The sequence below is a fragment of the Bifidobacterium sp. B4111 genome (genome assembly GCF_026537235.1).
GTDB lineage: Bacteria > Actinomycetota > Actinomycetes > Actinomycetales > Bifidobacteriaceae > Bombiscardovia.
Genome location: NZ_JAFNMO010000006.1, coordinates 1 through 25273, shown reverse-complemented (window position 1 = coordinate 25273; position 25273 = coordinate 1). Strand labels below are relative to the sequence as shown.

Sequence of the window (25273 nt, the reverse complement as noted above, 5' to 3'; positions counted from 1 at the left end):
ATCAGGTCTATCAGACGATTATAGGTGGATCCTGGAGCAGATCCGAGCTGTGATAACGCCCTGTCCTGCTCTCCCAATCCAGCTCAGCCACGGAGATGACATCCTCCGGGTTGGTTCCTTTTGTAGGGTCAAAGGTCAGTTGAATCCTGCTTGTTTCTCCCTCCCATCTTAGGAGGAGAGGGCCCCTGTCAACCAATTCGTATGAAAAGTCACCATCAAAGGCATCCAGCTGATTACGCAGTCTGCACAGAGCATTAAGAGCGTGGACTACGGGACGCTTAAGGGCTTGGTCTATCTCCTTGACCGGGAAGACGTGCCGGTTGATGTCCCTCCCGTTGCCAGTCCGTTTGAGAAGACCCATATCATTCACTCCCGCCAGAGCACCGACGTAATAGACCTGAGGAACCCCGGGTAGGAAGAACTGCACAGCTCGGGCCGCCAGATAGAGACGATCGTTGCATCCCAGGGCCGAGTAGTAGGTGGAGTTAACCTGATAAAGGTCCAGATTGCTAGCTGCAGCTCCCGTAGCCTCTTGCGACTGACCAGCCGTTCTCCGATGGATATTTCGTACCAGAGCATCGACCTCGTCATCATTAACCAGCCCCTTACGGCTCCTATCCATCTGATCAGAGCCGATGTCGATGACGCCGATACCGTCGTGTGTATCCAGAACATTGACAGAATTGTCCGGCCGCACGCTTACCCAATGAGTCAGTGCTTCCAAATCACCCGTATAAATCGAGTGAAGGAGGAGAGCCGGTAAAGCGAAGTCGTAGACCCGATCGACTTTAGCAGCTATTTCAATCTGCTTCTTGTAATAGGAATGAACCTCAATCAGGGTTTCCAGACCGCGCTTCCCAGCCTCCTGCTTGATGGCCCCGATCAGTTCGAAGGTCTTTGGAGTCATGAAACAGCTGGTGCCGGCTTGTTTGGCTCCATAACCGACAGCATCTAGACGGATGTACCGTACACGACTTTCTGCCAGCCTGTCGAGAATCGATATGATATAGTTCCACCCCTGCTCAGTCCCGGTGTCAATGTCGACCTGCTGTGGGGTGAAAGTGGTCCAGACCAATCTCGTTTTTCCCGCCCAGTCGTACTGGGTAAAGGGCAAACCCGGACGAGGACGGTAAATACCCGCCAAATCTTCTTCCGAAGCACCTTCCGGGAAGACAGAAGACATGGTTAGGAACATATTGTGGTAAAGGCTTGCCTCGCCCCGGCGCATGACATCCTGGAATTCTCTGGATTCCCATGACATGTGGTTGACAATGGTGTCCACCATGACCCCATGGGTGCGACTAAGGTCCCTAACGTCCTCCCAGGACCCGAGACGCGAATCCACCTTGGTGTGATCGATTGGATCGAAGCCGGCATCCGCGCCATCGTACGGGGTGAAAAAAGGCAATATGTGAACGCCGCAATAAACACCATCGAACCTGGTTCGCAGCATTTCAGTCAAGGACGCCAGAGTGCCGTCCCCGAAACGATCCGCATAGGCGATGAGCTGAACCTTGTTATCCACGATTTCTCCTTACAACGCCTGCAGGGCCACTCGGGATATTTTATAAAATCGATTTTACAAGCATCCTACAAGCCAAGGACACTACACGACACTGACGAATTCGTCAGTCCGTCAGGGAGTGGATCTGAACGATCTGGTCGCGGCCGGGGCCCGAGCCGATGGCCGAGATGCGGCAGCCGGAGATATCCTCCAGGCGGTGGACGTAGTCCTTGGCCTTGACGGGGAACTCCTCGAAACTGCGAGCTCCGGAGATGTCCTCACCCCAGCCCGGCAGCTCCTCGTAGACCGGCTGGGCGGACTGGAATTCAGCCTGGTCGGTAGGCATTTCATTGACACGGACCCGGGAACCGTCGGCCCCGGTCACGTCATAGCCGACACAGACGGGGATGGTCTCCAGCCCGGAAAGGACATCCAGCTTAGTCAGGACGATGTCGGTCAAGCCGTTGATCTGGACCGCATAGCGGGCCACCAGGGCATCGAACCAGCCGCAACGGCGGGGGCGACCGGTGGTGACCCCGAACTCATGGCCCTGCTTACGGAGCCATTCGCCCTGCTCATTGTCGAGCTCGGTGGGGAAGGGCCCCTCACCCACGCGGGTCACATAGGCCTTGGCCACGCCGACCACACGATCTATCTTGGTGGGGCCGACCCCGGTTCCGGTGCAGGCACCGCCGGCCGTGCAGTTCGAAGAGGTGACGAAGGGGTAGGTACCGTGGTCCACGTCCAGCATGGTGGCCTGGCCGCCCTCGAAGAGGACGTTCCTGCCCCGGTCAAGGGCATTATTGAGGATGAGCGAGGTGTTGGCCACGTAGGGGCGCAGGCGATCCGCGTATTCGCTCAGTTCGTCCACAGTGGCATCGACGTCGATGGCACGACGGTTGTAGAGCTTGACCAGCATCTGGTTCTTCTGGTGGAGGCTGGCCTCGACCTTGTCGCGCAGGTGGTCGGTGTTGAAGAGGTCATGCACGCGGATACCCACACGGTTGATCTTGTCGGCGTAAGCCGGGCCGATGCCACGACCGGTGGTACCGATTTTGCGCTTGCCCAGGAAGCGTTCGGTCACCTTATCCAGGGTCCGGTCGTAGGGGGCGATGACGTGCGCAGACTCGCTGATCCTCAACCGGCTGCAGTCCACGCCGCGGGACTGGAGCCCGTCGATCTCCTCGAAGAGGGCGGCCGGGTCGACCACGACGCCGTTGCCGATGACCGGAATGATGGCCGGGTGAATGATCCCCGAGGGCAGGAGGTGGAGGGCGTACTCCTGGTCGCCCACGACCACGGTATGGCCGGCATTGTTGCCCCCGTTGAACCTGGCGACATAGTCCATATGCTCGCCGATCAGATCCGTTGCCTTGCCCTTGCCCTCGTCGCCCCACTGGGCCCCAACGATCACGATTCCAGGCATACGATGCTCCTTATCCACTGGTCGCCATCCAAGGAAATGACGGCAGACCATCCATAGACGAGCCTAACCCTACGTATGGAGCGCAAGACCGACCGACCCAGGCACCATAAGGCCTGAACGGGCTCAGCAGCCAATCGTGGCTTCCACGCCCGCAAGATCCTCCTGGTACGGCCGGTTGTCAGTCATCTCATGGCACGTCCCGCGCTGCCCAACTGCTGGCAGGCCTCGACTACACGAGCCGCCATCCCGTCCTCGGCCTGGCGTCCCCAGGAACGGGGGTCGTACTCGCTCTTGTCGCCGACCTCTCCATCCACTTTGAGGACCTTGTCGTAATTAGCGAACATGTGCCCTGCCGCGGCCCTGGTGAAGGCGTACTGGGTGTCGGTATCCACATTCATCTTGACCACGCCATGAGCGACGGCGGAGGCGATCTCCTCCGGCTGCGAACCAGAACCACCATGGAAGACCAAAAGGAAGGGCTTATCGGCAGGGGAACCCGGGGAGGGTATGCCGCCAACCTCTCCCTCGGATACGGCTCTAGCGGTCCTGGCCTGGATCTGCCCCAGCAGGTCGGGCCTCAGTTTGACCACACCGGGCTTGTAGGATCCGTGCACGTTACCGAAGGTGAAGGCCACCATGTAGTGGCCGCGCTCGCCCAGACCCAGGGCATCAACCACCTTGAGACCGTCCTCGGGCGAGGAATAGAGCCGCTGGTCGATAGCGGCCGAATGACCATCCTCCTCGCCACCGACAGTGCCTACCTCGATCTCCAGAATGGTGTGGGCGGCCCGGGACTGCTCCAGCAGCTCTGCCGCCGTGGCCAAATTCTCCCGCAGAGACAGGCTGGAACCGTCCCACATGTGCGACTGGAAGAGTGGATCCTGACCGTGGGCCACCTGGTCCTTCTCGTAGGCCAGCAGAGGCCGAACCCATTCGTCCAGGTACTTCGGGGCACAGTGGTCCGTATGCAGGGCCACGGTGATGCTCGGATAGCGGGCGATCACCTCATGGGCGAATCTGGCAAAGGCGATGGAACCAACCACCCGGTCGGCCAGGCGCTGTCCGGAGAGGTAGGCGGCACCTCCCACCGAGACCTGGATGATCCCGTCGGACTGAGCGTTATCCAATCCCTGCAGGGCCGCGTTCAGAGTCTGCGTGCTGGTCACATTGATGGCGGGATAGGCGTAGGACCCCCGTCTGGCCGCATCGAGCATCGCCACATACCGTTCAGGAGTCGCTAAAGTCATACCCTCATTATCGTCGGCTGCAAGGAAAATCGGCAAAAGACCCGCTGCCGCAGACACCACCGATAGATCGCAGGTCTCTGCCCTGATGGCGAACACACCACGACGCACTTTGACAAGCCTCCAAGCCGCGGGTAGTTTAGCTCCGTACAGTTTGATGAAACGTTACATCAAACAGGTTGTTTGTTTCACAGCAGTAACGAATCAGCCTAGGGAAGGCACGACATAGGTAAGCAGAAGGTTGGTGCTGCCCATCCTTCTGGGAAGGAGACCAACGTGTCAGCAAGTAAGGAAACCGTCCGCAAGATCATTCTGGATCTGGACACTGGCATCGATGACACGCTGGCTTTGTCCTACGTCCTGGGTTCCCCGGATGCCGAACTGATCGGGATCACCGGCACCTACGGCAACGTGGTGCTCGACCAAGGCGTCGACAACGATCTGCGGCTGCTGGCCATGTACGGCAGGGAGGATATCCCCGTCTTCAAGGGGATCGACCACCCCAGCACGACCGACTCCTTCAGCGTTCCGCCGGACTCCGAGATCTTCCACGGGGCCAACGGCACTGGAAATGTTGAAATCCCAGCACAGACCGATCGGCAGGCCAGCCAGCAGAGCTCGGTGGACTTCATCATCGACGCAGTCCGCCGTTACCCCAAGGGCGAGCTGGCCGTGGTGCCCACCGGCGCCCTGACCACCATCGCCGCCGCCCTGGAAAAGGCCCCCGACATCGTCGACCGCATCAGCATTGTTATGATGGGCGGCACTCTGACCCAGCCTGGCAACGTGGGACCCTTCGCAGAAGCCAACATCAACCAGGATCCTGAGGCAGCCAACCGGGTCTTCGCCACCACCGCAGACATCACCATGGTTGGTCTGGACGTGACCACCCAGGCTCTGATGAGCCGCGAGGACACCGAGGCCCTGCGCGCCACAGGCACCAGCGCCGGCCGCTTCCTGGCAGACATGACCGACTACTACATCGACATCAGCGAAAAAGAGAGCGGGGTCTACCTGGGGGGCTGCAACCTGCACGACCCCCTGGCCGCCGCCGTAGCCATCGACCCCAGCCTGGTCACCACCTTCGCCACCAACCTGATGGTCGAGACCGAAGGACCACAGCGGGCCCGTACCATCGGTGACCCCAGCAGGCTCCTGGACACAGTCAAGAACACCAAGGTTGCCCTGTCGATCGACACCGAGCGGTTCACCCGGCGCTTCATGGACAGGCTTCTGACCCTGGTGCGCAAGACCGAGAACGAACGTTAGAAAGACGGCAGTCATGAGCGAATCCATCACCACCGAGACTACCGAAGCGACCGTTGATGAAAACCGCCGCAGCACTAAGCGGGCCCTGCCGGCCCTGCTGACCATCTTCCTGCTGGGCACACTGATGATCCAGGCCTTCAACCTGGTCTTCCAGAACGTGGGCGACTCCTTGGGAATGTCCGCCAACGCCTCGCTGATCAGCACCCTGCCTGGCATCGTCCTGGGCGTGGTCTGCATGCTCTACGGAACCCTCTGCGACTACATCTCCCCTCGGAAGATGACCCTGTTCGGCGTGGGCGCCCTGATCATCGGCAGCCTCCTGGGCTTCTTCGGCGCATCGAATTTCTGGGCCGTGGTCCTGGCCCGCATGATCCAGACAGCGGGTGGCCAGGTGGCCGGCTCGGTCTTCCTGGTCATGGCCATGAAATACCTGAGCGACAAGGAGCGCGCCTTCTATCTGGGTATCTTCAACGCCGTCTACTACGCCTCCTCTGCGGTGGGCATCTTCGCCGGCGGCCTGATCACCTCCATCGATTGGCGCTACCTCTTCCTGGTACCGCTGGTCTCCATTCTCCTGATCCCTCCGGTGCTCAAGTACACGCCTGACACCGGCATCAAGGGTGAGCGCATCGACGTCTTCGGCATCGCCCTGTTCGCGCTGATCGCCGGGTTCGTGGCCGTCTACTTCTCCTTCCCAGCCACCTGGATGCTGGGGGTGCTGGCCGTCCTGATCCTGATCTTCGCCGGCTATGTCTGGAAGGGCGCCAACCCCTTCCTGAGCCGAGGGTTCGTGACCAACGGCGCCTACATGGCTGTCCTGCTGGCCCTCTTCGTCTTCTACTTCTTCAACTTTGCCTGCGTGCCCATCTACAACGTGATCGGCGACCGGATCTACGGGATCTCCCTGAGCCAGGTCTCCCTCTGCCTGACAATCGTCTACATCGTGGCCACCCTGGTGGGCTGCCTGTCCGGAGTCATCATGAACGCCATGGGACGCCTGCCTATGCTGATCCTGTCCGCACTGCTCATGATCGCCGGAGCCGTAGGGTCGGCCCTTTCGCTCACCTCGGGCTTTTGGGTCCTGACTGCGCTGGCTTCGGTCTTCATCGCCGGCATCACCATGTCCTACACACCCCTCTACGATTCCTTCTCGGCCACCCTGCCCGTGGACCAGAACGGACGCGGCATCGGCATTGGGGATCTGATGATGAATACCTCGGCCTCCATCGGCATGGCTGTCTACAGCGGACTCATGGCTAATCCCCAATTCGGGTCACATGCTCTGGGGGGTGTCAAGACCGGCATCCAGGCTCAGGTGGCCAACATGTTCTGGGTCATGGCGCTGACCGCCCTGCTGGCCCTGATCATCGTGACCGTCTTCCACAAGGCCATGTCAGCCAAGGCTCCCCAGGAGTAAGGCTGGTGTGACACATACATACTTGGTCGGATAGCTGCACGGCCCGGTCCGCTCTTCCCAGTCTTGGGAATGAGTCAGGCCCAGACCCGGCACCCGGCCGCGCGAACCGGGGAGGGAGCGGGGTTCGGACTGCTTTCGGCATTGTGATAGTCCCCCTCTTCCCTCAGCCGCCGAAGGCGAGAAGTTCGCCGTCCCTCCCCCCGGTGGAGAACCCCCGTCATAGCCATAACTGACGGGGGTTCTTCCATATCGTCGGCCCCTACCTTCAATCCTTTGCCTATAAAACACAACTTATACAGACGCCAGAGAAGAGGAGTCCCAGAATGCGGCTCCATGAAACTTTTCATCCCATTTTGGTATCCGTCAACCTTTCGTCTCACATCCAGAGAAGCAGAAATCCAAAGGGCAGATGACCGGCCCAGCCAAGCACGAAGCGACTCATTGATTTGCAGGACTCATGGGTTTGCAAACGCCTGACCGTCCCGCAATAGACCTTAACGAGCTCAATCGAGCCATTGGCCGTGCGGTTTCACGTGAAACGTCGACACACTGATACTTCCCCACAATGAAGAGAACCCGACGGTGCGTGAACATCGCCGGGCGAGAGAGAAGAAAGGGAAATCAGTTGTCGGACGGAGGTCAGCCGCCCGTTCGGTTTTTGAGCCGACATTTATAGTAAAGAATAGCTACCTTATGGCGACGATAGTGTTATCTGAGAATTCTCTGTGAATCCAGCGAGATCAGAAGCGGGCATAGGGCCGGTTAGACTGGATTTCGGATGGTTTCCCGCCCAAGGAGAGACCCTCGACGAACGAGCCTAAAGGAGATACCTCGGCATGTTGCTCAGCGACCATGACATCCTGGATGCCCACCAGGCAGGACATCTGAATCTGGACCCGTGGACACCTGCCATGGTTCAGCCCTCCAGCGTGGATGTGCGCCTGGACCGCTACTTCCGGGTCTTCAACAACCATCAGTACACCTATGTGGATCCCGCAGAGGACCAGGGTGCACTGACTGAGCAGTTCGAGGTGCCAAAGGACGAACCCTGGATTTTGCATCCAGGCGAGTTCGTTCTGGGATCCACCTGGGAGTATGTCAAGCTGGACTCCACCCTGGCAGCCCGGCTGGAGGGTAAGAGCTCCCTGGGCCGTCTGGGCATCCTGACTCACTCCACTGCCGGTTTCGTTGATCCCGGCTTTGAAGGGCACATCACCCTGGAGCTGTCGAACGTGAGCACCCTGCCGGTCAAACTCTGGCCAGGCATGAAGATCGGCCAGATGTGCTTCTTCCAACTCTCCTCCCCGGCCCAGTACCCCTATGGATCCAAGCACAACGGCTCCCATTACCAGGGCCAGCGCGGTCCAACCCCTTCCCGCTCCTACGTCAACTTCTACAAGGCCGATGTCTCGGACTGACGAAGCAACACGACTGAACTTGCATGAAGTCTGCATGGCGCCATTGACGTAAAGAGCCAGAATGCCGCTACATGAGCTCAACGGCCTGTTCATGCATGGTTTTCATAAGGCTCACTCATTGGGATTCAAATACGTCCTCCAGTTATGGGGCGTATGAGCAAGGCAGACATAGACCCGCGTTTTCTACGGACTCGTCCGCAGAATAGAATCGGCATCTCACTCAACGAAGTACCCGGCTTGCCCGATATCTCACTTGAGAATTGCATACAATCTGACCATGCAGAAGGCTAATGAATTGCGGCCAGGCTTCAGGCTGGAGAGGGATGGCGCCAAAGACCTCGCCCATGTTGGAGCAGAGTGGTAGCGCAGGAACTTGCAGATATCATTGAAAATGCCGCAGTCCTCCCGCACAGCCTTGACAATGTCCTGGTCCTGGCCATGCCCACGTCACTTGACTTCAAGCCCACTTGAAGGCGTACAGATAAAGAGACGATTTACCACAAACAACTCGCCACGGGAGAATGGATGACCAATCTGCTGATACTGGGCGCCAACGGTCGTATAGCCCGCCTGGTCCGGAAGGACCTGCTGACCGGTGAAAGCGACACGCACCTGACCGAGTACCTGCGCATCGCCGACCGACTGCCCGTCCTTGACCCGACCAGGGAAACCACCATCGAGGGGGACGTGAACGACTATCCCCACCTTGTTCATGCAATGCAGGGCCAGGATATCGTCCTGGCCGATCTTGGCGGGCAATTCGAGCCCATGGCCGACAAAACGGTCCGGGCCATGGAACAGGCAGGGGTCAAGCGCCTGATCTGGATTACCGGACTCGGGCTCTACCATGAGGTGCCGGGCGAATTCGGCCGTTGGGTCGAGGAGTCCTGCGGCCATGAGGTCATGGAGGACACCCGTCGGGCAGGACGTCTCATCGAAGATTCCGACCTGGACTACACGATCATCCGCGCCGCCTACTTGGATGACCAGCCCGACCGTGACTACGAACTGACTGAGAAAGGTCAACCGTACAGAGGGACGACCGTGTCCCGGAACTCTATAGCGGACCTGATTGAAAAGATCCTGGCCGACCCGGCCGAGCACAGCCGAGCCAGTCTGGGCATATCCCGACCAAGCACCGATGGCGACAGGCCGGTCTGGGTGGGCTGACGGCGTTCCAAACATCCAGGTGCTCTGACCCGCAGCAACCAAAAGACCCGAATATCGTAGATATGCCAAAATGACGGCGGACATGAAAGAAGGAGAACTATCATGGCAATCAAACAGACGGCTGGGCACGATCAGCTCGGCGACTTCGCACCCCTCTTCGCCCACTTCAACGACGACGTGCTTTTCGGCCAGGTTTGGTCCCGCGAGGAGGAACTCTCGGCCCACGACCGGAGCATGATCACCTGCGCCGGGCTGATGGCCATGGGCCTCTTCCCCCAGCTGCAGAGCCACATGAACCTGGCCAAGCGCAATGGGGTCACCAGATCCGAAATGGTGGAACTGATCACCCAGCTAGCCTTCTACGCCGGCTGGCCCAAGGCCTGGAGCGCCTTCAACCTGGCCAAGGAGATCTTCGGCGATGAGGAAGCAACGGCGGACGCAGGCCGATCAGAGGCCATGAACCAGGCAGACGTCCTGCCCGACTCCGGCTTCTACCCCCTAGGGGACCCTGCCGATGGCCCCAACTTCACCGGTCATGCCTGGCTGTACCACCTAACCGAACCAGATGTGGAATGCTCAGCAGGCAACGTCACCTTCGCCCCCGGCTGCTTCAACCGCTGGCACACCCACCCACATGGCCAGCTCCTCCTGGTTACGGCCGGTTTGGGCTGGGAGCAGGAAGAGGGCCGGAAGCCTCGGCAGCTCAAGCCAGGCGATGTGGTCTTCTGCCCCGCAGGCGTCAGACACTGGCACGGGGCATCGAGGAACTCATCCATGACCCACGTCGCCGTCACCCCGACCCGGGAAGGCCAGTCACCGGTCGAGTGGCTGGACTTCCCCGATTCCGAACAGGTGGCCGCCCTGGGTTGAACCGCCTTATAAATAAACCTGGGTGGATAATATCTCCAGCGGGAAGGACGATAATTCCAACCGAATCATTGCTGTTTCACCCTTACTGCACGACCAGGCCATACTGCAGCTGATAGCCGCCGTTGGCTCAGCCGGTACCGACGGACACGTGGCGACGGCAGACGCTCCACCCAGCCTTTCGGCCGGGCCATCTTGGGCTCTTCGGACGAGGACAAATCCAGCAGCGTATCCGCAGGAACCTTCAGATGGCCTCCCTTCTCACCTTCCGGCGCGTGGATGCAGGAATGCGAGGTTGGTTGGCAGACCGGCCGGTTTCCGCCTGCCCCTAGTATGGAGAGCATGGCTAACAAGAAAGGCCCGACCAAGGGTTCGGGCGGCAAGCACCGCAACAAACTGCGCGGCCGAGGGCCTACCCCCAAAGCTGAGGATCGCGTCTACCACAAGGCCTACAAGGCCCGGCAGGCGGCCCAGCGCAGACAAGCGGCCGATCCACGTCTGGCTGCCCGCCGCCGGGCCGACCGATTCACCTCTGATTCCGACGATCTGGTTATCGGCCGCAACGCAGTCCTGGAAGCCCTGCGTGTAGGCGTCCCGGCCAGCCAGCTCTATCTGGCCGCCCGGATGGACCATGACGATAGGACCAGAGAGATCGTGCGACTGGCCGGGCAGGAGGGACTCAACCTGCTGGAAGCCGACCGCCTAGAGATGAACCGCATCGCCCGGTCCAGCAACCACCAAGGTGTGGTCCTCAAGGTGCAGCCTTACCAGTACGCCTCCCTGCAGAGCCTGGTCGACAGGGCCGAAAAGCACGCAGCCGCCCTAGACGGGGCCGACCAGGAGACCAAGGTTGCCGCCCGCCCGCTGTTCATCGCCCTGGATGGAGTAACCGATCCGCAGAATCTAGGGGCCGTGATCCGTTCAGCCGCAGCCTTCGGAGCCTCGGGAGTGGTTCTGCCCGAGCGCCGCAGCGCCTCGGTCACAGCTGCGGCCTGGAAGGTGTCTGCCGGAGCCGCCGCCCACCTGCCCGTGGCCCGTGTGGTCAATCTGACCAAGGCCATTCAAGGGCTTAAAGAGCGCGGCTACTATGCGGTTGGCCTGGACGGCGCAGGCAGCGCCATAGTAGGCGAGACTGGCTTCGAGACTGATCCTCTTGTGGTGGTCCTAGGGTCCGAGGGCAAGGGGCTGAGCCGCCTGGTCCGAGAGAACTGTGATGCCTTGGCCTCCATCCCCATCTCCAGCTCGGTGGAATCCCTGAACGCCTCGGTTGCAGCTGGCATCAGCCTTTACGCCGTAGCCATGGCACGCCGACGGTCCGCGCACCAAGCCAAATAGCCCTAGGTAGGCACCGGCAATCTGAAGACGGACAGTCCCAAGCGGCAACAGTCTGCGTGCAGCGGCCGACATGCAGCGGACCCTTGCCGCACAAACTCAAGAGTCAGCTGGAGGCCCAGACCGCGTCATCCTGGTCATCCTGGTCGGCAGCCGCATCCAGGCTGCCGGGGGCGTAGACCGATCTCAGCGAGCTTCGACCGCCATTCGTGTCTTCAAAGACTGGTTGCGACGGCACCTCCTCGCCTGCCCAGTCACGGTCCTTCTGCGTGCCCGCTCCGGTCTGGCCTCCAACATCGGTTTGTTCAGTCGCCCTTGTGTTAGCTGCGTCATGGCCTTTCACTTCATGGCCATTTGCATCCTTGTCGGTCTGATCACGGGTGACTTGCTTACCCTGACCAGCCTGGGCATGGGCACCCTGCCAGTTCATCTCGTCATCGACCACGCCGGCGTCCGCCTCTTCGTTGATGGTCTTCATGTCCTCGGAATCCAGCCGGTACTCTGGCAGGGACTCACTGATGTAGCTCTGCACGGCCTCGGCCATGGGCACGTCGTGGCCGGCCTTCTCGGCCATCAGCCAGCGGTGGGTCAGCACCTCGTGGAAGAACTGGGCCGGTTCGATCTGCGATCGGTATTCCGGTGGAATCATACGCACAGTGGGCTCGAAGACCTCGCGCATCCAGTCGGTGGCCACGATCTCCAGGTCCTCGCCCTGCCGCCAGGTAGATGCCCGGTAAGCATCCAGATCGTTGAGCAGCCGCCGGGCCTGATTCTCCTGCACATCCAGGCCGGTCAGCCGCAACAGCTTGCGGGAGGCGTAGCCGGCATCGACCACCCTTGGGCGCACCAACACCCGGTTGCCGTTCTCCTCGGTCTTCATCTCCAGCTCGTCCACGTCAAAGCCTAGATCGTTGAGCCGGTTGACGCGGCGCTCGATCTTCCACATCTCGTCCGGATCGAAGCTGTCCACGTCCGTCAGAGCGCTCCAGAGGGAATGGTAGCGGTCCACCAGCCGGTTGCCCACGCCAACCTCGTCCACCTCGCCGGCCAGAAGATTGCCGGAGTCCAAATCCATGAGCTCGCCGATGATGTTGGTCCTGGCCAGGTCAATGTCATACTCGCGCTGGCCGTCGGTCAAACTGGGGTGCAGATCGCCGGTTTCAGCATCGACCAGGAAGGCTGAGAAGGCATCGGCATCACGCAGGAAGAGCACATTGGACAGGGAGACGTCTCCCCAGTAGAAACCTGCCAGATGGAGCCTCACCAAGAGGACCGCCAGAGCATCGATCAGGCGCTCGGCCGTGTCCGGACGCAGGTTGCGGGCGAAGAGGGCACGGTAGGGCAGTGAGAACTTCAGATGCTGGGTGACCAGCATGGCCTCAAGAGGCTCCCCTTCGCGAGTGTGCCGACCGGTGACCACGGCTATGGGATTGACCGTGGGCAGCTCCAGTTTTTGCAACTTACGCAGGAGCTCGTACTCACGCTCGGCCACCCGCTGGGTGATCTCCTTCATGGCGTAGACATCGTCACCGACATGGACGAAGCGAACCACGTGGCGGGAGATGCCCCTGGGCAGGTTGGCCAGCAGATCCCGCGGCCAGGTGGCCAGCGGCCGCTCCCAAGGCAAGGTGAACATCCTGGGATTGGAGCTGGTGGCCGTGATGTGCAGGGCAGCCGGCTCCTGCTCTGAGGAGGGATCGGCCGTGGTCTTTATTGAAGTGGCTTTCAATGCGCGGGGGTCCAGAGAGGAGGCCGTCGCCCTATTGATGTTCACGCTAGTCATGCTTCATCCATCCCATCGCCGCCCATCCTATACGGGAGGAGCCCCGCACGGATGCACCGCGCGGGGCTCTTGGTCACCCGGTCAATAAGGAAAGGAGATAATATCAATGATCAATACGGGCCCTACGGGTCGACGGGGAAACCGTAGCCGAACCTCAGGGTCGCAGAGACGCTCAGTTCAGCCGCAACTCGCTGGCCGGGGAGAACAAGTGCATCTTTTCCGGATCGATGTGGATCTTGACCACGTCGCCAACCTTGGGCAGATCGCGCGGGTTGACACGGATGGTGGTCAGCTTGTTCTGGTCGGACATGACGATGGTCTGCTCAGCTGCGCTGTTGTCGGTCAGAATATTGCCGTAAATGTAGCCGTCGGAGCCTAGGTCTTCCACATTGGCCACCTTCAGCGAGAAGGCATCCGGCTCGCCAGTGCCGGCCAGAGAGGCATCCTCGGGACGGAAGCCTACGACGATCCTGCTCTGATCGTCGGGGGTCAGCTTGTCAACGGCCTCGCGCGGCAGGCTGATGGTATCCTCGCCTATCTTGGCCTGGCCGTTGACCACCGGATGGATGTTGATGTTCATAGAGGGCGAGCCGATGAAGCCGGCCACGAAGACATTCTCCGGCCGGTCATAGAGCTCAGTGGGCGCACCCACCTGCTGCAGGACACCCAGCTTGATAACGGCGATCCTGTCGCCCATGGTCAGAGCCTCGGTCTGATCGTGGGTCACATACAGGGTGGTGACGTTGAGCTGACGCTGCAGAGCAGCAATCTGAGTACGGGTCTGGACACGCAGCTTGGCATCCAAGTTGGACAGAGGCTCATCCATCAGGAAGACCTTGGGCTGACGCACAATAGCGCGGCCCATGGCCACACGCTGACGCTGACCGCCGGACAGAGCCTTGGGCTTGCGGTCCAGGTATTCGGTCAGATCCAGCACCTCGGCGGCCTTCTCCACCCGCTGGCGAATCTCATCCTTGGGGGTGCCGGCGATCTTCAGGGCGAAGCCCATGTTGTCGGCAACGGTCATATGGGGGTAAAGGGCGTAATTCTGGAAGACCATGGCGATGTCGCGGTCCTTGGGCTGCATGGTCGTCACGTCCTTGTCGCCAATCATGATGCGGCCCTTGTTGACCTCCTCCAGGCCGGCCAGCATGCGCAGGGTGGTGGACTTTCCGCAGCCGGAAGGCCCTACCAGAACAAGGAATTCGCCGTCTTTGATGTCCAGACTGAGGTCACTGACCGAGGGCTCATCGTTGCCCGGGTAGATACGAGTGACGTGGTCGAATACCACTTCTGCCATTGTTCATCCTTTCATCGGCAGGTACGTGCCGAACGATCCGTAGTGAAGGGTTGATTTTCACTGTGGTTTCCGCCCCGGGGTCAACACCGACATCGGCATGGCCATACGACGGTTTTCTTTTTTGGTTAAGAGAAACTCTCCCTTGAGCCAGTGCCCACTATACACCAATGACTGAATTCGACGTGCGAACCCTTGCCGACTCAATCCTTGGTCTTGTCGGAAATTTCGGAGCTAGGCTCGAAGACCGTCCTGGCCACGTTGATCGCGTTGATGACCCGCGGGAATCCCACGTAGGGAGCGCATTGGAGTATGGCTTCGACCACAGCCTCCTTGCTCAGCCCCACATTCAAGGCTCCCTGTATGTGAACGGCCAGCTGCGGAGCTGCGCCACCCTGCGTGACCAGACTGCCTATGGTGACCAGCTCCCGCTGCTGAAGATCAAGTCCTTTCCGCGTGTATATGTCGCCAAAGGCGAATTCCACGATCCAGCGTCCAAGGTCCGGCGCTATGTCCTGAAGGGAGTCAATGACAGCCTGGCCTCCCTTGCCATCGATAGCGGCCAAAGCCTCAGATCCCTTGTCAAAGCGCGAAGCTTCCATGAAGTTCCTTCCCTTCTTTCTGTTGTTTGCATTTTCCCCAGCCGAGAATATTGTATCAACGCCTGTTTGCGCACTATGCCGCCGGCAGTCGAGCCATCTGCGGCAATCCTGGATGCGGCGAAACAGCAGCGGCCACAATCAGGTGCTTTTCAACCAGTTGGGGCACAATGGAGATATGAGCGATCTTGAGGGTTTGGACCTGGGGCCGGGACGGCTGGTCGGGGGCTACACCCTGATTGAGCCCTTGGGCGGCGGAGCCATGGGGTCCGTCTGGCGCGCACGGGATGGCGGTGGCCAGGACTACGCCATGAAGATCCTACGGGAATCCCTGGAGGAGGACCAGGTCTCGTCAGACAGCCTCGACGAACGTGACCGCGCCTCGGCACGCGAGCGCCTGCGACGCGAGGCCCTGGCCCTGCAACGAATCCGTCATCCAGGCGTCTGCCGAATCGTGGATATGGAACTTGATGATGCTCTGGCTTTCATCGTGACCGAGCTGATCGAGGGGCGCAACCTGCACGACGACGTGGCTGTCAACGGTCCCTATCGGGGCGACGACCTGGAGCGGCTGGCACACAAGCTGACCGATGCCGTCGCAGCCGTCCACCGGGCGGGCATCGTCCACCGGGACATCAAACCCACCAATGTCATGATCTCGGTCTCGGGGCCGGTGCTGGTGGACTTCGGCATCGCCATGGGCCAGGGGCAGAGCCATGTGACCCGGACCGGGCTGGTCATGGGGACCCCTGGCTTCATCGCCCCGGAGATCATCGATGGAGCCGAGGCCGACCAGGAAACCGACTGGTGGAGCACGGCAGCCGTTCTGGCCTATGCAGCCACCGGACGGGCGGTCTTCGGCGACAAACCCATGATGGCGGTCCTGGAGCGGGAGGCCTCAGGCAATGCTGACCTGTCCGGGCTACCCATGGGCACCATGAGAGCCCTGCGCTCGGCCCTCTCCCCCGATCGAGGCGCGCGTTGCACACCTCAGGAACTCCTGGAGGCCATCAGTCGGGACGCCATGGATCCGCAGGCCTGGCAGGGTGAGCAAGACGACCATGATGCGGGAGAGCAGCAGACCGGCAAGGGCAGCCAGGAGACGATGCGCCCTTTTGGCGGCGGCTCTTCGGAAGCTGAGGGGCAGGCCGACTCCCCCACCATGGTCGTTGAGCCGGCCACCATGCCCATGCCGCCGATCGCGCGGGCCGATCCAGACAGTCCGCGGACGGCCTGGTCACAACCCCCCGCAGACAGCGAAGCAGATGAACAGACGACCCTCCTGCCCGACTCGGAGCAGCCCATCAGCCTCTTGGATCCCCTTCCTGCAGCCGAGGAGCAGCAAGAGCAGACACAGACCTGGCAGGATCGGCAACCCTTAGCCGATCGCCAAGATCTTCAAGCCACCGCCGTTCAGGATTCGCTACCGCCGGCACAGCCCCTGCCCAGCGGATACCGCAACGAGGCGAACGCCCACTGGCTGGGAGACCAGCCTCCCGCCCAGATGCGACGTCTGCGCTACCTGAAAGCGGGAACTCCCTGCCTGGTCTTGCTGGGAATCCTTCCCGCCCTGCTGACAGCACTGGCCCCGGTCTCGGCTCTGGCGACCGCCGGAATCCTCCTCTGGGCCCTGAGCACTACCGGATGGAGCATAAAAGCCCAGATCGAACGCGAGCTGCGCCGTAACGGACCTCGGCGGGGCACCGATCGTCTGCTAAGCGCAGCCGCCCTTCCCTGGCACCTGCTCAAGGGCCTGGCAGCCGCCCTGCTCCGCCTGCCGGGCATGATCCTTGTCCAAGTCCTAGTCGCCCTGCCGCTGACCTGGGCGGGCGCCCTCACAACCGTTCGCGCAGGCCTGACCCTAGGCGAGCATCTGCTGACCTTCCCCCTGCCAGCGGCCAGGCCCCTGTCTGTCGGCGGACTGGCCATGGCCCTGGCAACGCTGGCCGGATGGCTGTTGGCGACCCTGCCCACACAGGACCGTTCAACCCCCAAAGCGAACAGCGGCAACATGGTCCTACGTCTGGCAGCGGGCCGTATTCCCCTTGGTCGTCAGGATCCCGAGGCGCCGAGCAGCCCCTGCCGCAGGTGGATTCTGCTCCTGATCTGGCTGCTGATTACTGCCGTCCTCCTGGCCGGGCTGATTGCCCAGCCCTCCATGGACTGGGCCCCCATCCACCTCCTGCGCGCCTAAGACCGACCTCCACCCCTGGCGGCTACACTATGCTCAGTATGCCAAGGAAAGGATCCAGGTCATGTCCAAGGGCAAGCAGAACCGCAAGGCCGCGCTCAGGGCCCAGGAAGAGGCCCGGCGGCTCCAGGAGGCCAAGGAGCGCCGCCAGCAGACCATGATCGGCGTCATCGTCACCGTGGTGCTCATCGCACTGATCGCTCTGGGCGGATTCCTATACTGGCGCAGCCATCGCCCGGTCAAGACCCAGGACCTGGAGCAGGCCCGTCAGGCCGTCGCACGAGTCAAGGAAAAGCCCTCGGCCGCCAATGACCAAGGCGGCTTCCTGATCAGTTCCAAGGGGCTGGGCAAGCCGGTGGCCAAGGCTCCGACCGTGGAGATCTACATGGACTTCATGTGCCCAGGCTGCGGCGCCCTGCATCGCGGGCTGGACTCCACCCTGACCAGTCTTGTGGACGCCGGGCAGATCAACCTGGTCATCTACCCCATGAGTTTCATGGACCGGCTCTCCACCGACAACTACTCGAGCAGAACGGGCACGGCCACCATCTACGTGGCCCAGCACGACCCCGACCACCTGCTGCCTTTCATCGCCAATCTCTACGCCAAGGACTTCCAGCCGGATGAGTCCGACTATCACCCCATCAGCAACGACAAGATCCGCCAACAGGCCATCAAGGCCGGGGTTGATCCCAAGGTTGCCGATCAGGCGGTCAAGGGTCACTACCGGGCTTGGATCAAGGCCATGGATGCCTATACGCCCCTGCGCAAGGAGCTCTGGAATCCCTCCGGATCCAACAAGGGGCAGATGACCACGCCCACGGTTCGCATCAACGGCAATTACTGGGAACTGGGCAACCTGTCCCAGGCGGGCTTGGACTATCGTTCGGGCCTGCTCAAGACTCTGGGCCTGGGCCAGTCCAAGGTGGGCGTCAAGGGTGCCATGCCGACCATCGGCGCCTCCGGCCAACCGCGCTCGCTGAACTGAACCGGTCAGGTCGAGAAGAATTTCGCGCCCAGCGTCCCCTTGGGGACACGGTGATGGTAGGATATCATTCCGTACCGCGGCCTGGAATGCTGTCATGGACCACCGGGACCGCCTCCTTAGCTCAGTTGGCCAGAGCAGCCGCCTTGTAAGCGGCAGGTCGTCAGTTCGACTCTGACAGGAGGCTCTACGCCAGGAATGAACCCCCCTATTCCACATATTCAGCTTCGTCTCGGGACAGGCTATAATAATGGACATTACCTGGATAATTACAAATACTTCCCTCGAGTAAGTCATTTCGGAGGCTCGTTCTCCGAAGTACGAACGGAGCTTTTTCCCCAACCATCTCCGTTCGTATTCGAGGACGGGATCATTCCCCTTCATTCCCGTCCTCTTGACGTTGATCCGCCGGCCCAAGGCCCGGGTCTTGAGAAGCCGACTGACCGATGACGGCCAGGTCGGCTTTTTTGTTGCCACCCATCTGTAACAAATGTGGATGTTTGCCCGACCTTGCGGATTGTCTGGCTTAGCTCCATGCCCGCGCCGCTAGAATTACCAGGTACAGACAAGGCAGGAACGGGGAGGCGAGCACATGGCCAGACGCTGGACGCCGCGGCGTTTTGTCATGCTCAGAAGGATCCGCGTGGCCTCCTGCGCGATCCTGGTCGTTCTGGCCATGGCCTTGGCCTTCGGCATCACTGCACGCAAGAGCGTGGCTTTAAGCGTCAACGGGCAGACCAAAACGGTGACCACCTACGCCTACAGCGTGGACGGCCTGCTGCGCCAGCAGGGAATCAAGGTCAAGACCCACGACCTGGTCGATTCCACCTCCGGAGGCCAGCTGAACAACCATGCGGCAGTCACTGTGCGTTCCGCCTATCAGACCACCATCGTCATCCAGGGCCAGCGAGTGCCTTTCTGGACCACAGCCACCAGCATGGACCAGTTGCTGGGATTCTTCGAGGAGAACCGCAAGCAGGCCATGAAGGTCACCGTGGATATAGGCAACGTCTACAACCAGCTGACTGGCGGTCTGGTCATCAACCAGGCGGGGCCGGTCACGGTCGTGGCCGACGGGAAGACCTCGGTGGCCCCTGACGGCAAGCTTCCGGCTGCCTCCATCCTGGACTCCAAGGGCATCGTGCTGGGCAAGGAGGACCGCGTCAGCGTGGAGCACGACCAGGGCGCCACCGTTCTGCGTGTCCGACGGGTCACCCACGGGAACACCCAGAAGACCATCCCCTTGGCCTTTGCCACACGTACCGTGGTCGACCCGAACCTGGCGCCAGGCCAGACCCATATCCGACAGGAGGGCGTAGCCGGCCAGCGTCTGCAGACCATCCAGGTCACCTATGTGGACGGACAGGCAGAATCGGAGCAGGTCGTCAAGGAGGAGACCGTGGCCATGCCAGTGGATCAGGTGGTGGCCGTCGGCCCCGACAAGCCAAAGGAGGGGCAGAGCAGCGGGCAGCAGTCCAAGGACAAGGGGTCCGATCACGCCAAGGACACCTCCTCTCCAAGCTCCTCGCCAAGCAAGGATGCGCAGTCGGGAAAGACAACTACCACGCCCTCGCAGACATCACAACCATCAGGCTCGAATACAACGCCCAAACCAGACCCCCCGAGCCAGAACGAAAACACACCAGCCCCGTCGCCAGCACCAAGTCCATCTCCAAGCGGCCTCTGGCATGCCAGCGCAGAGCTTGCCCAGACCTATGCCTCGGGCGCAGCTGCTCAGCGCGGGTGGACAGGTTCGCAGTTCGCAGACCTAGTGAAACTCTGGAACAAAGAATCAGGATGGCAATGGGATGCCGAAAACCTCTCCGGTGCCTACGGCATCCCCCAAAGCCTGCCGGGCTCTAAAATGAGTAAGTTCGGTGCCAACTGGCATGACGATGCTGCCATCCAAATCGATTGGGGCCTCTGGTATATCGCCCAACAATACGGGAATCCCAGCACGGCCTGGCGTCACTCGGAACAGTACAACTGGTACTGACTCCCTACTGCATTCACGAGCAGCGAACCGACATGAACACGAGAACCGAGAACGACCGCCTTCTGGGCGCCGCCGATATCCGACGCATTGCCGACCAGGCCGGCATCCATCCCACCAAGCGCCTGGGCCAGAACTTCGTCATCGATCCAGGCACTGTCCGCAGGATCGTCCGCCTGGCAGAGGTGAAGCCCGGTCAGTCCGTCTTGGAGGTGGGTCCAGGTCTGGGATCCCTGACCCTGGGGCTACTGGAGGCAGGCTGTCTGGTGACCGCCGACGAGATCGACTCCGGGCTGGCCCGGCGCCTGCCTCAGACCGTCAGCCAACGCATGCCGGAAGCCCTGGACCGGCTGACCGTGATCAACCGGGATGCCCTGACCCTGACCCCTCAGCTGGCAGGCGACGCGGGCAGAACCGCCGACCTGACCCTGGTAGCCAACCTGCCCTACAACGTGGCCACTCCCATCATCCTGACCCTTCTGGCCCGGTTCGCCAATCTGAACCGGTTCCTGGTCATGGTCCAGAAGGAGGTAGCGGATCGTCTGACGGCTGGCCCGGGTTCCAAGGTCTACGGCACCCCCAGCCTGAAACTGGCCTGGTACGGCCGTGCCACCCAAGCGGGAAGGATCGGACGTCACGTCTTCTGGCCCGCTCCCAATGTCGACTCGGCACTGGTCTGCTTTGTCCGTAACGAGAAAGGACACATCGGCGAGGACGAGCGAACGCGGATTCGGGTTTTCGCTCTGATCGACGCTGCCTTCGGCCAGCGCCGCAAGACCCTGCATGCTGCCCTGAAGGGCCTGGTGTCTCCCGAGGCCTTCAAAGCGGCAGGTATCGATCCGAGCCGACGTGGAGAGACCATGACCATTGCGGAATTCGCCGCCCTGGAGCGGGCCGACCGCGAGGTGGCCGCGTGAGCCCGGCCGTCGGCAGGGAGGGGATCGCCCTGGACTGCCCGGCAAAGCTCAACCTGCTACTTCGGGTAGGACCCGCCCGAGCGGACTGGGGTGGCCGTCACCGCTTGGACACCATCTACAGCGCCGTAAGCATCCTTGACAGAGTGGAGCTGCGTCCAAGAGAGCCTGGCAGCGGTTTCAGGCTGCACATGGAAGGCGAGCATCTGGGTGATCTGGCTGACAATGACGCCGATCCCCATGCAAACCTGGCCGTCAAGGCCCTCCTAGCCATGACCCAGGCCACCGGGCATCAGCCGGATGTGGACATCCGCATCATTAAGCGAATACCGGTGGGTGCCGGTCTGGCCGGGGGCTCCACGGATGCGGCCGGAACCATGCTGGGCCTGAACCGGCTCTGGGAGCTCGGGCTGAGCGCAGCTGAACTGGATGAGATCGCCGCCGGGCTGGGCGCAGACCTGCCCTTCTGCCTGCATGGTGGTCTCAGCCACGGCTCGGGTTTCGGCCAGGTTCTGGAGCCTTTGGATCCGGCTGGCGCAGAGGCTCGAAGCTTGCGCAATGCCGGACTGACCGGTCGCCTGCTGATCGGCGCCTATGAAGATCAGCTGAGCACGGCCCAGGTATACAAGGCCTTCGACGCGATCGGCCCCAGCCCCGGCGACCTGAACGACCTGCAAAAAACCGCCTGCGCTCTTCACCCACGCTCGCTCCTGGCTCTGGATCTGGCCCGGCGGGCAGGGGCAGGGCCAGCTTTCGTCTCGGGATCTGGCCCATCGGTGGTGGCTATGGTTCCTCACTTGGACCAGGCGGCAACACTGATAAGACTCTGGCGGGAGCAGAATGCCGTGGACAGAATCATTGAGGCTGACTCGCCAGTCCTGCCCAGGATGGTTCCCCTGCGAGTCACCCATGGACAGTAGAGTAGGCAACATGACGAATCCCGAACCACTCGACGAACGCGAGGCCCGCAGGCAGTTCGTGCGACGGCGGCAGAAGATGGTCTTCACCATAGTCGTCAGCGCCTTGGTTGCCATCCTGATTATCTGCGGACTGATCATCTTCGGGTCCATCGGGCATACCGCCAAACACGCCACTATCGCCAAGCCCAACTATGGGGTCGCTGTGCCCTGCCCGCCCGACAAGTCCAAGCTGGTCAACCACCCCGACATCCGTGTGCGGGTGCTCAACGGAACCAACAAGTCCGGTCTGGCCACTGCCCTGGCGTCGGCCCTGCGCAATCGGGGATTCAACATGCAGGATGTGGCAGACTATCCGGGCAAGACCGAGACAGCGCGCACCCAGATACGCTTTGGCGCCTCGGCCATTGATCGCGGCTACACGGTGGGGTCCCAATTCAACGATGCCGTTCTGGTCATGGACGACCGCAGCGACGATCTGATCGATGTGGTCATCGGAGCAACCTTTACCGATCTGAACGACGAGGACAGCACCTCTGTCGTAGGCCGTAACATCAAAGCCATCAAAGGCTGCCTGGCTGACCCCTCCTCCCTGAAGAACCTGCCCAAGGCTCCCAAGGCCTGACATCGCAGCAATGTTGCCGGCCTGGCATCCCGCCCAGGAGCACGGACCCGGCTGTTGCGGAACCATCAACCGGAGGCGTTTGCGCTTGTAGTACAACGACAGGCAAACACCAGGCGTGGTGACACCCGGCGGCAGGGAGGGATGTTTGCGTGCGTGATATGGTAGTCGGTGCAACGCCTTTGGGTTGTGGGTGTTCGCGCGCTTGTTACAGTTTTGAGTGCGATGTCCGGGGGAATGCTGTAGCAGGCTCTGCGAAGGAAGGAGTCAGCTCATCATGCGTCAGCGTTTGGGCATGGTAGCCGCCTTGGCCTTTCTTCTCGCCTTGTCCTGTACACCCGCTTTGGCTGGGGGCACCAGCAGCCCAGACGGCACCGCCGTGCCCGCTACCCTGGACAAACAGCAGGGGGAGAACCCTTACAGGGATGATAGCCCGCAGGCTGCATCGTCATCCTCGCCTCTGGCCACGTCCTCACCCCTGAGCCACACGACCCCAAGCCCAGCCGCCGCGCCCGCCAGGACCGGCCTGGCCGACACCACAGGCAGCCGGCCGCAGGCCCAATCCTCCCAAACCTGGACGGTCAGCTTCGACCCGGCCGGCGGCAGCAGCATCGGCGGGCAGACCATCCCCGACGGGGGGCAGGCCAGCCGGCCCAGCCCCGACCCGTCCAGGGACGGGTACCTGTTCGACGGCTGGTTCCAAGGCGATGTCGCCTACGACTTCAGCCAGCCCGTCACCGGGGATGTCACCCTGACCGCCCGGTGGACCAGCACTGACAGCCAGCAGTGGACCATCAGCCCCACCCAAGGGCCCGCAGCCGGAGGCGCCAAGGTCACCCTCACCCCACCCAAGCCAAGAGGCATCCGCTTCAACCAAATCAGTCTGAACGGCTTTCACTCCGCTGCCATCAGATCCGACGGCAACCTCTATACTTGGGGAAACAACAGCAGCGGCCAGCTGGGCGACGGCACCACCAGCAACCAGAAAAGGCCAATCCTGGTCGACAAGCCCGCAGGAGCGCCGAACGGATTCACCTGGAAACAAACCATCCTAGGCAGCTATTATTCCGCGGCGTTCGGCTCGGACGGCAACCTCTACACCTGGGGAGACAACAGTAACGGCACGCTTGGAGATGGCACCACCACCGACCGGAGCAGGCCAGTCCTAGTCGGCAAACCCGCAGGCACGCCCGACGGATTCACCTGGAAACAAGTCAGCTTAGGCGCTTGGCATTCCGCAGCCATCGGCTCGGACGGCAACCTCTACACCTGGGGAAGAAATAGCAACGGCCAGCTGGGCAGGGACACGAACATCACGCCCGCCAACCGACCAGGCCTGGTCGGCAAGCCCCAAGGCGCGCCCGATGGATTCACCTGGAAACAAGCCAGCCTCGGCTGGTTTCATTCCGCAGCGATCGGCTCGGACGGCAACCTCTACACCTGGGGAAGAAATGACTCCGGGCAGCTGGGCGACGGCACCACCACCGACCGAAACAAGCCAGCCAAACTCGACGGGATCACTTGGAAACAAATCAGCCTAAACAACAATTTTTCCGCAGGGATTGGCTCCGACGGCAACCTGTACGCGTGGGGAGGCAACAGCAGCGGCCAGCTGGGCGACGGCACCACCACCAACCAGGCCAGGCCAGTCAAGATCGACAAGCCCCAAGGCGCCCCCAACGGATTCACTTGGAAACACATCAGCCTAGGAGGCGCTCATTCCGCAGCCATTGGCTCCGACGGCAACCTGTACGCGTGGGGAGGCAACAGCAGCGGCCAGCTGGGCGACGGCACCACCACCAACCGGAACAGGCCAACCCTGATCCGAAAGCCCACAGACGCACCCGACGGATTCACCTGGAAACACATCAGCCTAGGCGAGACTCATTCCGCAGCTTTGGGATCGGACGGCAACTTATATGCCTGGGGGCGCAACAACACTGGCCAGCTGGGCGACGGCACCACCACCGACCGGAACCGGCCGGTCATGGTCGTCTTCCCCGGCGCCACCACGCCTACTGATGTCCTGTTCGGCCAGGCCAAGGCCATGGGGGGGATCACGCCAAACCCTGACGGCACCTGGCAGGCGTCCACGCCCGAGCATGCCCCGGGGGCCGTGGACGTGAGGGTCGTCTGGAACAGGAACGGGCCGCAGCCGGACGCGCACCTGCAATACACATATATCGCCCCCGAATACCAGGTCGGCTTCACCTCCAAGGACAGCTCCTGCCCCGCACCCGCGGGCATGCCCCCCAGCCAGGCCGTCACCCAGGACGGGCAGGCGGAACGCCCCCAGCCGGACCCGAAGGCCGACGGCTGCCTGTT

General features: G+C 61.5%; 18 protein-coding genes, 1 tRNA gene and 1 pseudogene. 14 read left to right on the top strand and 6 right to left on the bottom strand.

From position 1 onward, the window contains the following. Window positions 1-10: 10 nt before the first annotated feature. The 3 genes from gtfA to fbaA all read right to left on the bottom strand — a co-directional run bounded on the left by gtfA (window position 11) and on the right by fbaA (window position 4177). Window positions 11-1525: a sucrose phosphorylase gene (gene gtfA / locus J3T93_RS08910; protein WP_267431383.1), complete on the bottom strand. Its 1515-nt coding sequence runs from the start codon at window positions 1523-1525 to the stop codon at window positions 11-13. A 103-nt stretch (window positions 1526-1628) separates the two neighbouring features. Beyond that, entirely contained in the window at window positions 1629-2930 is a 1302-nt protein-coding gene (locus J3T93_RS08905; RefSeq protein WP_267431382.1) for an adenylosuccinate synthase, read from the bottom strand. 182 nt (window positions 2931-3112) lie between these two features. Then, window positions 3113-4177 (bottom strand): class II fructose-bisphosphate aldolase, encoded by a 1065-nt coding sequence (gene fbaA / locus J3T93_RS08900; protein ID WP_267400862.1) that lies wholly within the window; start codon window positions 4175-4177, stop codon window positions 3113-3115. A 273-nt stretch (window positions 4178-4450) separates the two neighbouring features. Here fbaA and J3T93_RS08895 point away from each other — a divergent pair, with 273 nt between their 5' ends. The 6 genes from J3T93_RS08895 (at window position 4451) to rlmB (ending at window position 11650) form a co-directional block, all read left to right on the top strand. Further along, window positions 4451-5443 (top strand): nucleoside hydrolase, encoded by a 993-nt coding sequence (locus J3T93_RS08895; protein WP_220236534.1) that lies wholly within the window; start codon window positions 4451-4453, stop codon window positions 5441-5443. 13 nt (window positions 5444-5456) lie between these two features. Beyond that, on the top strand, window positions 5457-6860 hold the full coding sequence (locus J3T93_RS08890) for an MFS transporter (RefSeq protein ID WP_267431381.1): 1404 nt from the start codon (window positions 5457-5459) through the stop codon (window positions 6858-6860). Window positions 6861-7696: 836 nt separating this feature from the next. Continuing rightward, a complete protein-coding gene (gene dcd, locus J3T93_RS08885) occupies window positions 7697-8278 on the top strand; it encodes a dCTP deaminase (RefSeq protein ID WP_024627087.1) in 582 nt (193 codons plus the stop codon). 525 nt (window positions 8279-8803) lie between these two features. Next, window positions 8804-9448 carry an NAD(P)H-binding protein gene (locus J3T93_RS08880; RefSeq protein WP_267431380.1) on the top strand — a complete coding sequence of 215 codons (645 nt, stop codon included), beginning with the start codon at window positions 8804-8806 and terminating at the stop codon, window positions 9446-9448. 102 nt (window positions 9449-9550) lie between these two features. Beyond that, entirely contained in the window at window positions 9551-10318 is a 768-nt protein-coding gene (locus tag J3T93_RS08875; RefSeq protein WP_267431379.1) for a carboxymuconolactone decarboxylase family protein, read from the top strand. 339 nt (window positions 10319-10657) lie between these two features. Beyond that, a complete protein-coding gene (rlmB, locus tag J3T93_RS08870) occupies window positions 10658-11650 on the top strand; it encodes a 23S rRNA (guanosine(2251)-2'-O)-methyltransferase RlmB (RefSeq protein WP_220236540.1) in 993 nt (330 codons plus the stop codon). Window positions 11651-12068: 418 nt separating this feature from the next. Here rlmB and J3T93_RS08865 read toward each other — a convergent pair. From J3T93_RS08865 to J3T93_RS08855, 3 genes and pseudogenes are all read right to left on the bottom strand, one after another. Further along, window positions 12069-13430: pseudogene (locus J3T93_RS08865) on the bottom strand (DUF4032 domain-containing protein); the annotation flags it as partial. Between the two features lie 172 nt (window positions 13431-13602). Then, on the bottom strand, window positions 13603-14730 hold the full coding sequence (locus J3T93_RS08860) for an ABC transporter ATP-binding protein (protein WP_267431377.1): 1128 nt from the start codon (window positions 14728-14730) through the stop codon (window positions 13603-13605). A gap of 200 nt (window positions 14731-14930) precedes the next feature. Further along, entirely contained in the window at window positions 14931-15329 is a 399-nt protein-coding gene (locus tag J3T93_RS08855; RefSeq protein WP_267431376.1) for a carboxymuconolactone decarboxylase family protein, read from the bottom strand. 175 nt (window positions 15330-15504) lie between these two features. On the opposite strand from J3T93_RS08855, the gene J3T93_RS08850 reads away from it, so the two are divergent. The 8 genes from J3T93_RS08850 to J3T93_RS08815 all read left to right on the top strand — a co-directional run. After that, the gene (locus J3T93_RS08850) at window positions 15505-17520 is read left to right on the top strand and encodes a serine/threonine-protein kinase (RefSeq protein ID WP_267431375.1); all 2016 of its coding nucleotides are present in this window, start codon (window positions 15505-15507) and stop codon (window positions 17518-17520) included. Window positions 17521-17581: 61 nt separating this feature from the next. Next, complete coding sequence (locus tag J3T93_RS08845) at window positions 17582-18505, top strand: DsbA family protein (protein ID WP_267431374.1); 924 nt, start codon at window positions 17582-17584, stop codon at window positions 18503-18505. Between the two features lie 110 nt (window positions 18506-18615). Then, window positions 18616-18689, top strand: a tRNA-Thr gene (locus J3T93_RS08840). A 405-nt stretch (window positions 18690-19094) separates the two neighbouring features. Next, window positions 19095-20498: a G5 domain-containing protein gene (locus J3T93_RS08835; RefSeq protein WP_267400884.1), complete on the top strand. Its 1404-nt coding sequence runs from the start codon at window positions 19095-19097 to the stop codon at window positions 20496-20498. Window positions 20499-20530: 32 nt separating this feature from the next. Further along, entirely contained in the window at window positions 20531-21412 is an 882-nt protein-coding gene (gene rsmA, locus J3T93_RS08830; RefSeq protein WP_267431373.1) for a 16S rRNA (adenine(1518)-N(6)/adenine(1519)-N(6))-dimethyltransferase RsmA, read from the top strand. Further along, window positions 21409-22329, top strand: coding sequence for a 4-(cytidine 5'-diphospho)-2-C-methyl-D-erythritol kinase (locus J3T93_RS08825; RefSeq protein ID WP_267431372.1), 921 nt, complete (start codon window positions 21409-21411; stop codon window positions 22327-22329). The genes rsmA and J3T93_RS08825 overlap by 4 nt, the downstream gene beginning before the upstream one ends. A gap of 10 nt (window positions 22330-22339) precedes the next feature. Continuing rightward, window positions 22340-22951: a LytR C-terminal domain-containing protein gene (locus tag J3T93_RS08820; protein WP_267431371.1), complete on the top strand. Its 612-nt coding sequence runs from the start codon at window positions 22340-22342 to the stop codon at window positions 22949-22951. 274 nt (window positions 22952-23225) lie between these two features. After that, window positions 23226-25273, top strand: a 2048-nt coding sequence (locus J3T93_RS08815; protein ID WP_267431370.1) for an InlB B-repeat-containing protein, incomplete at its 3' end; no start/stop codon positions are given.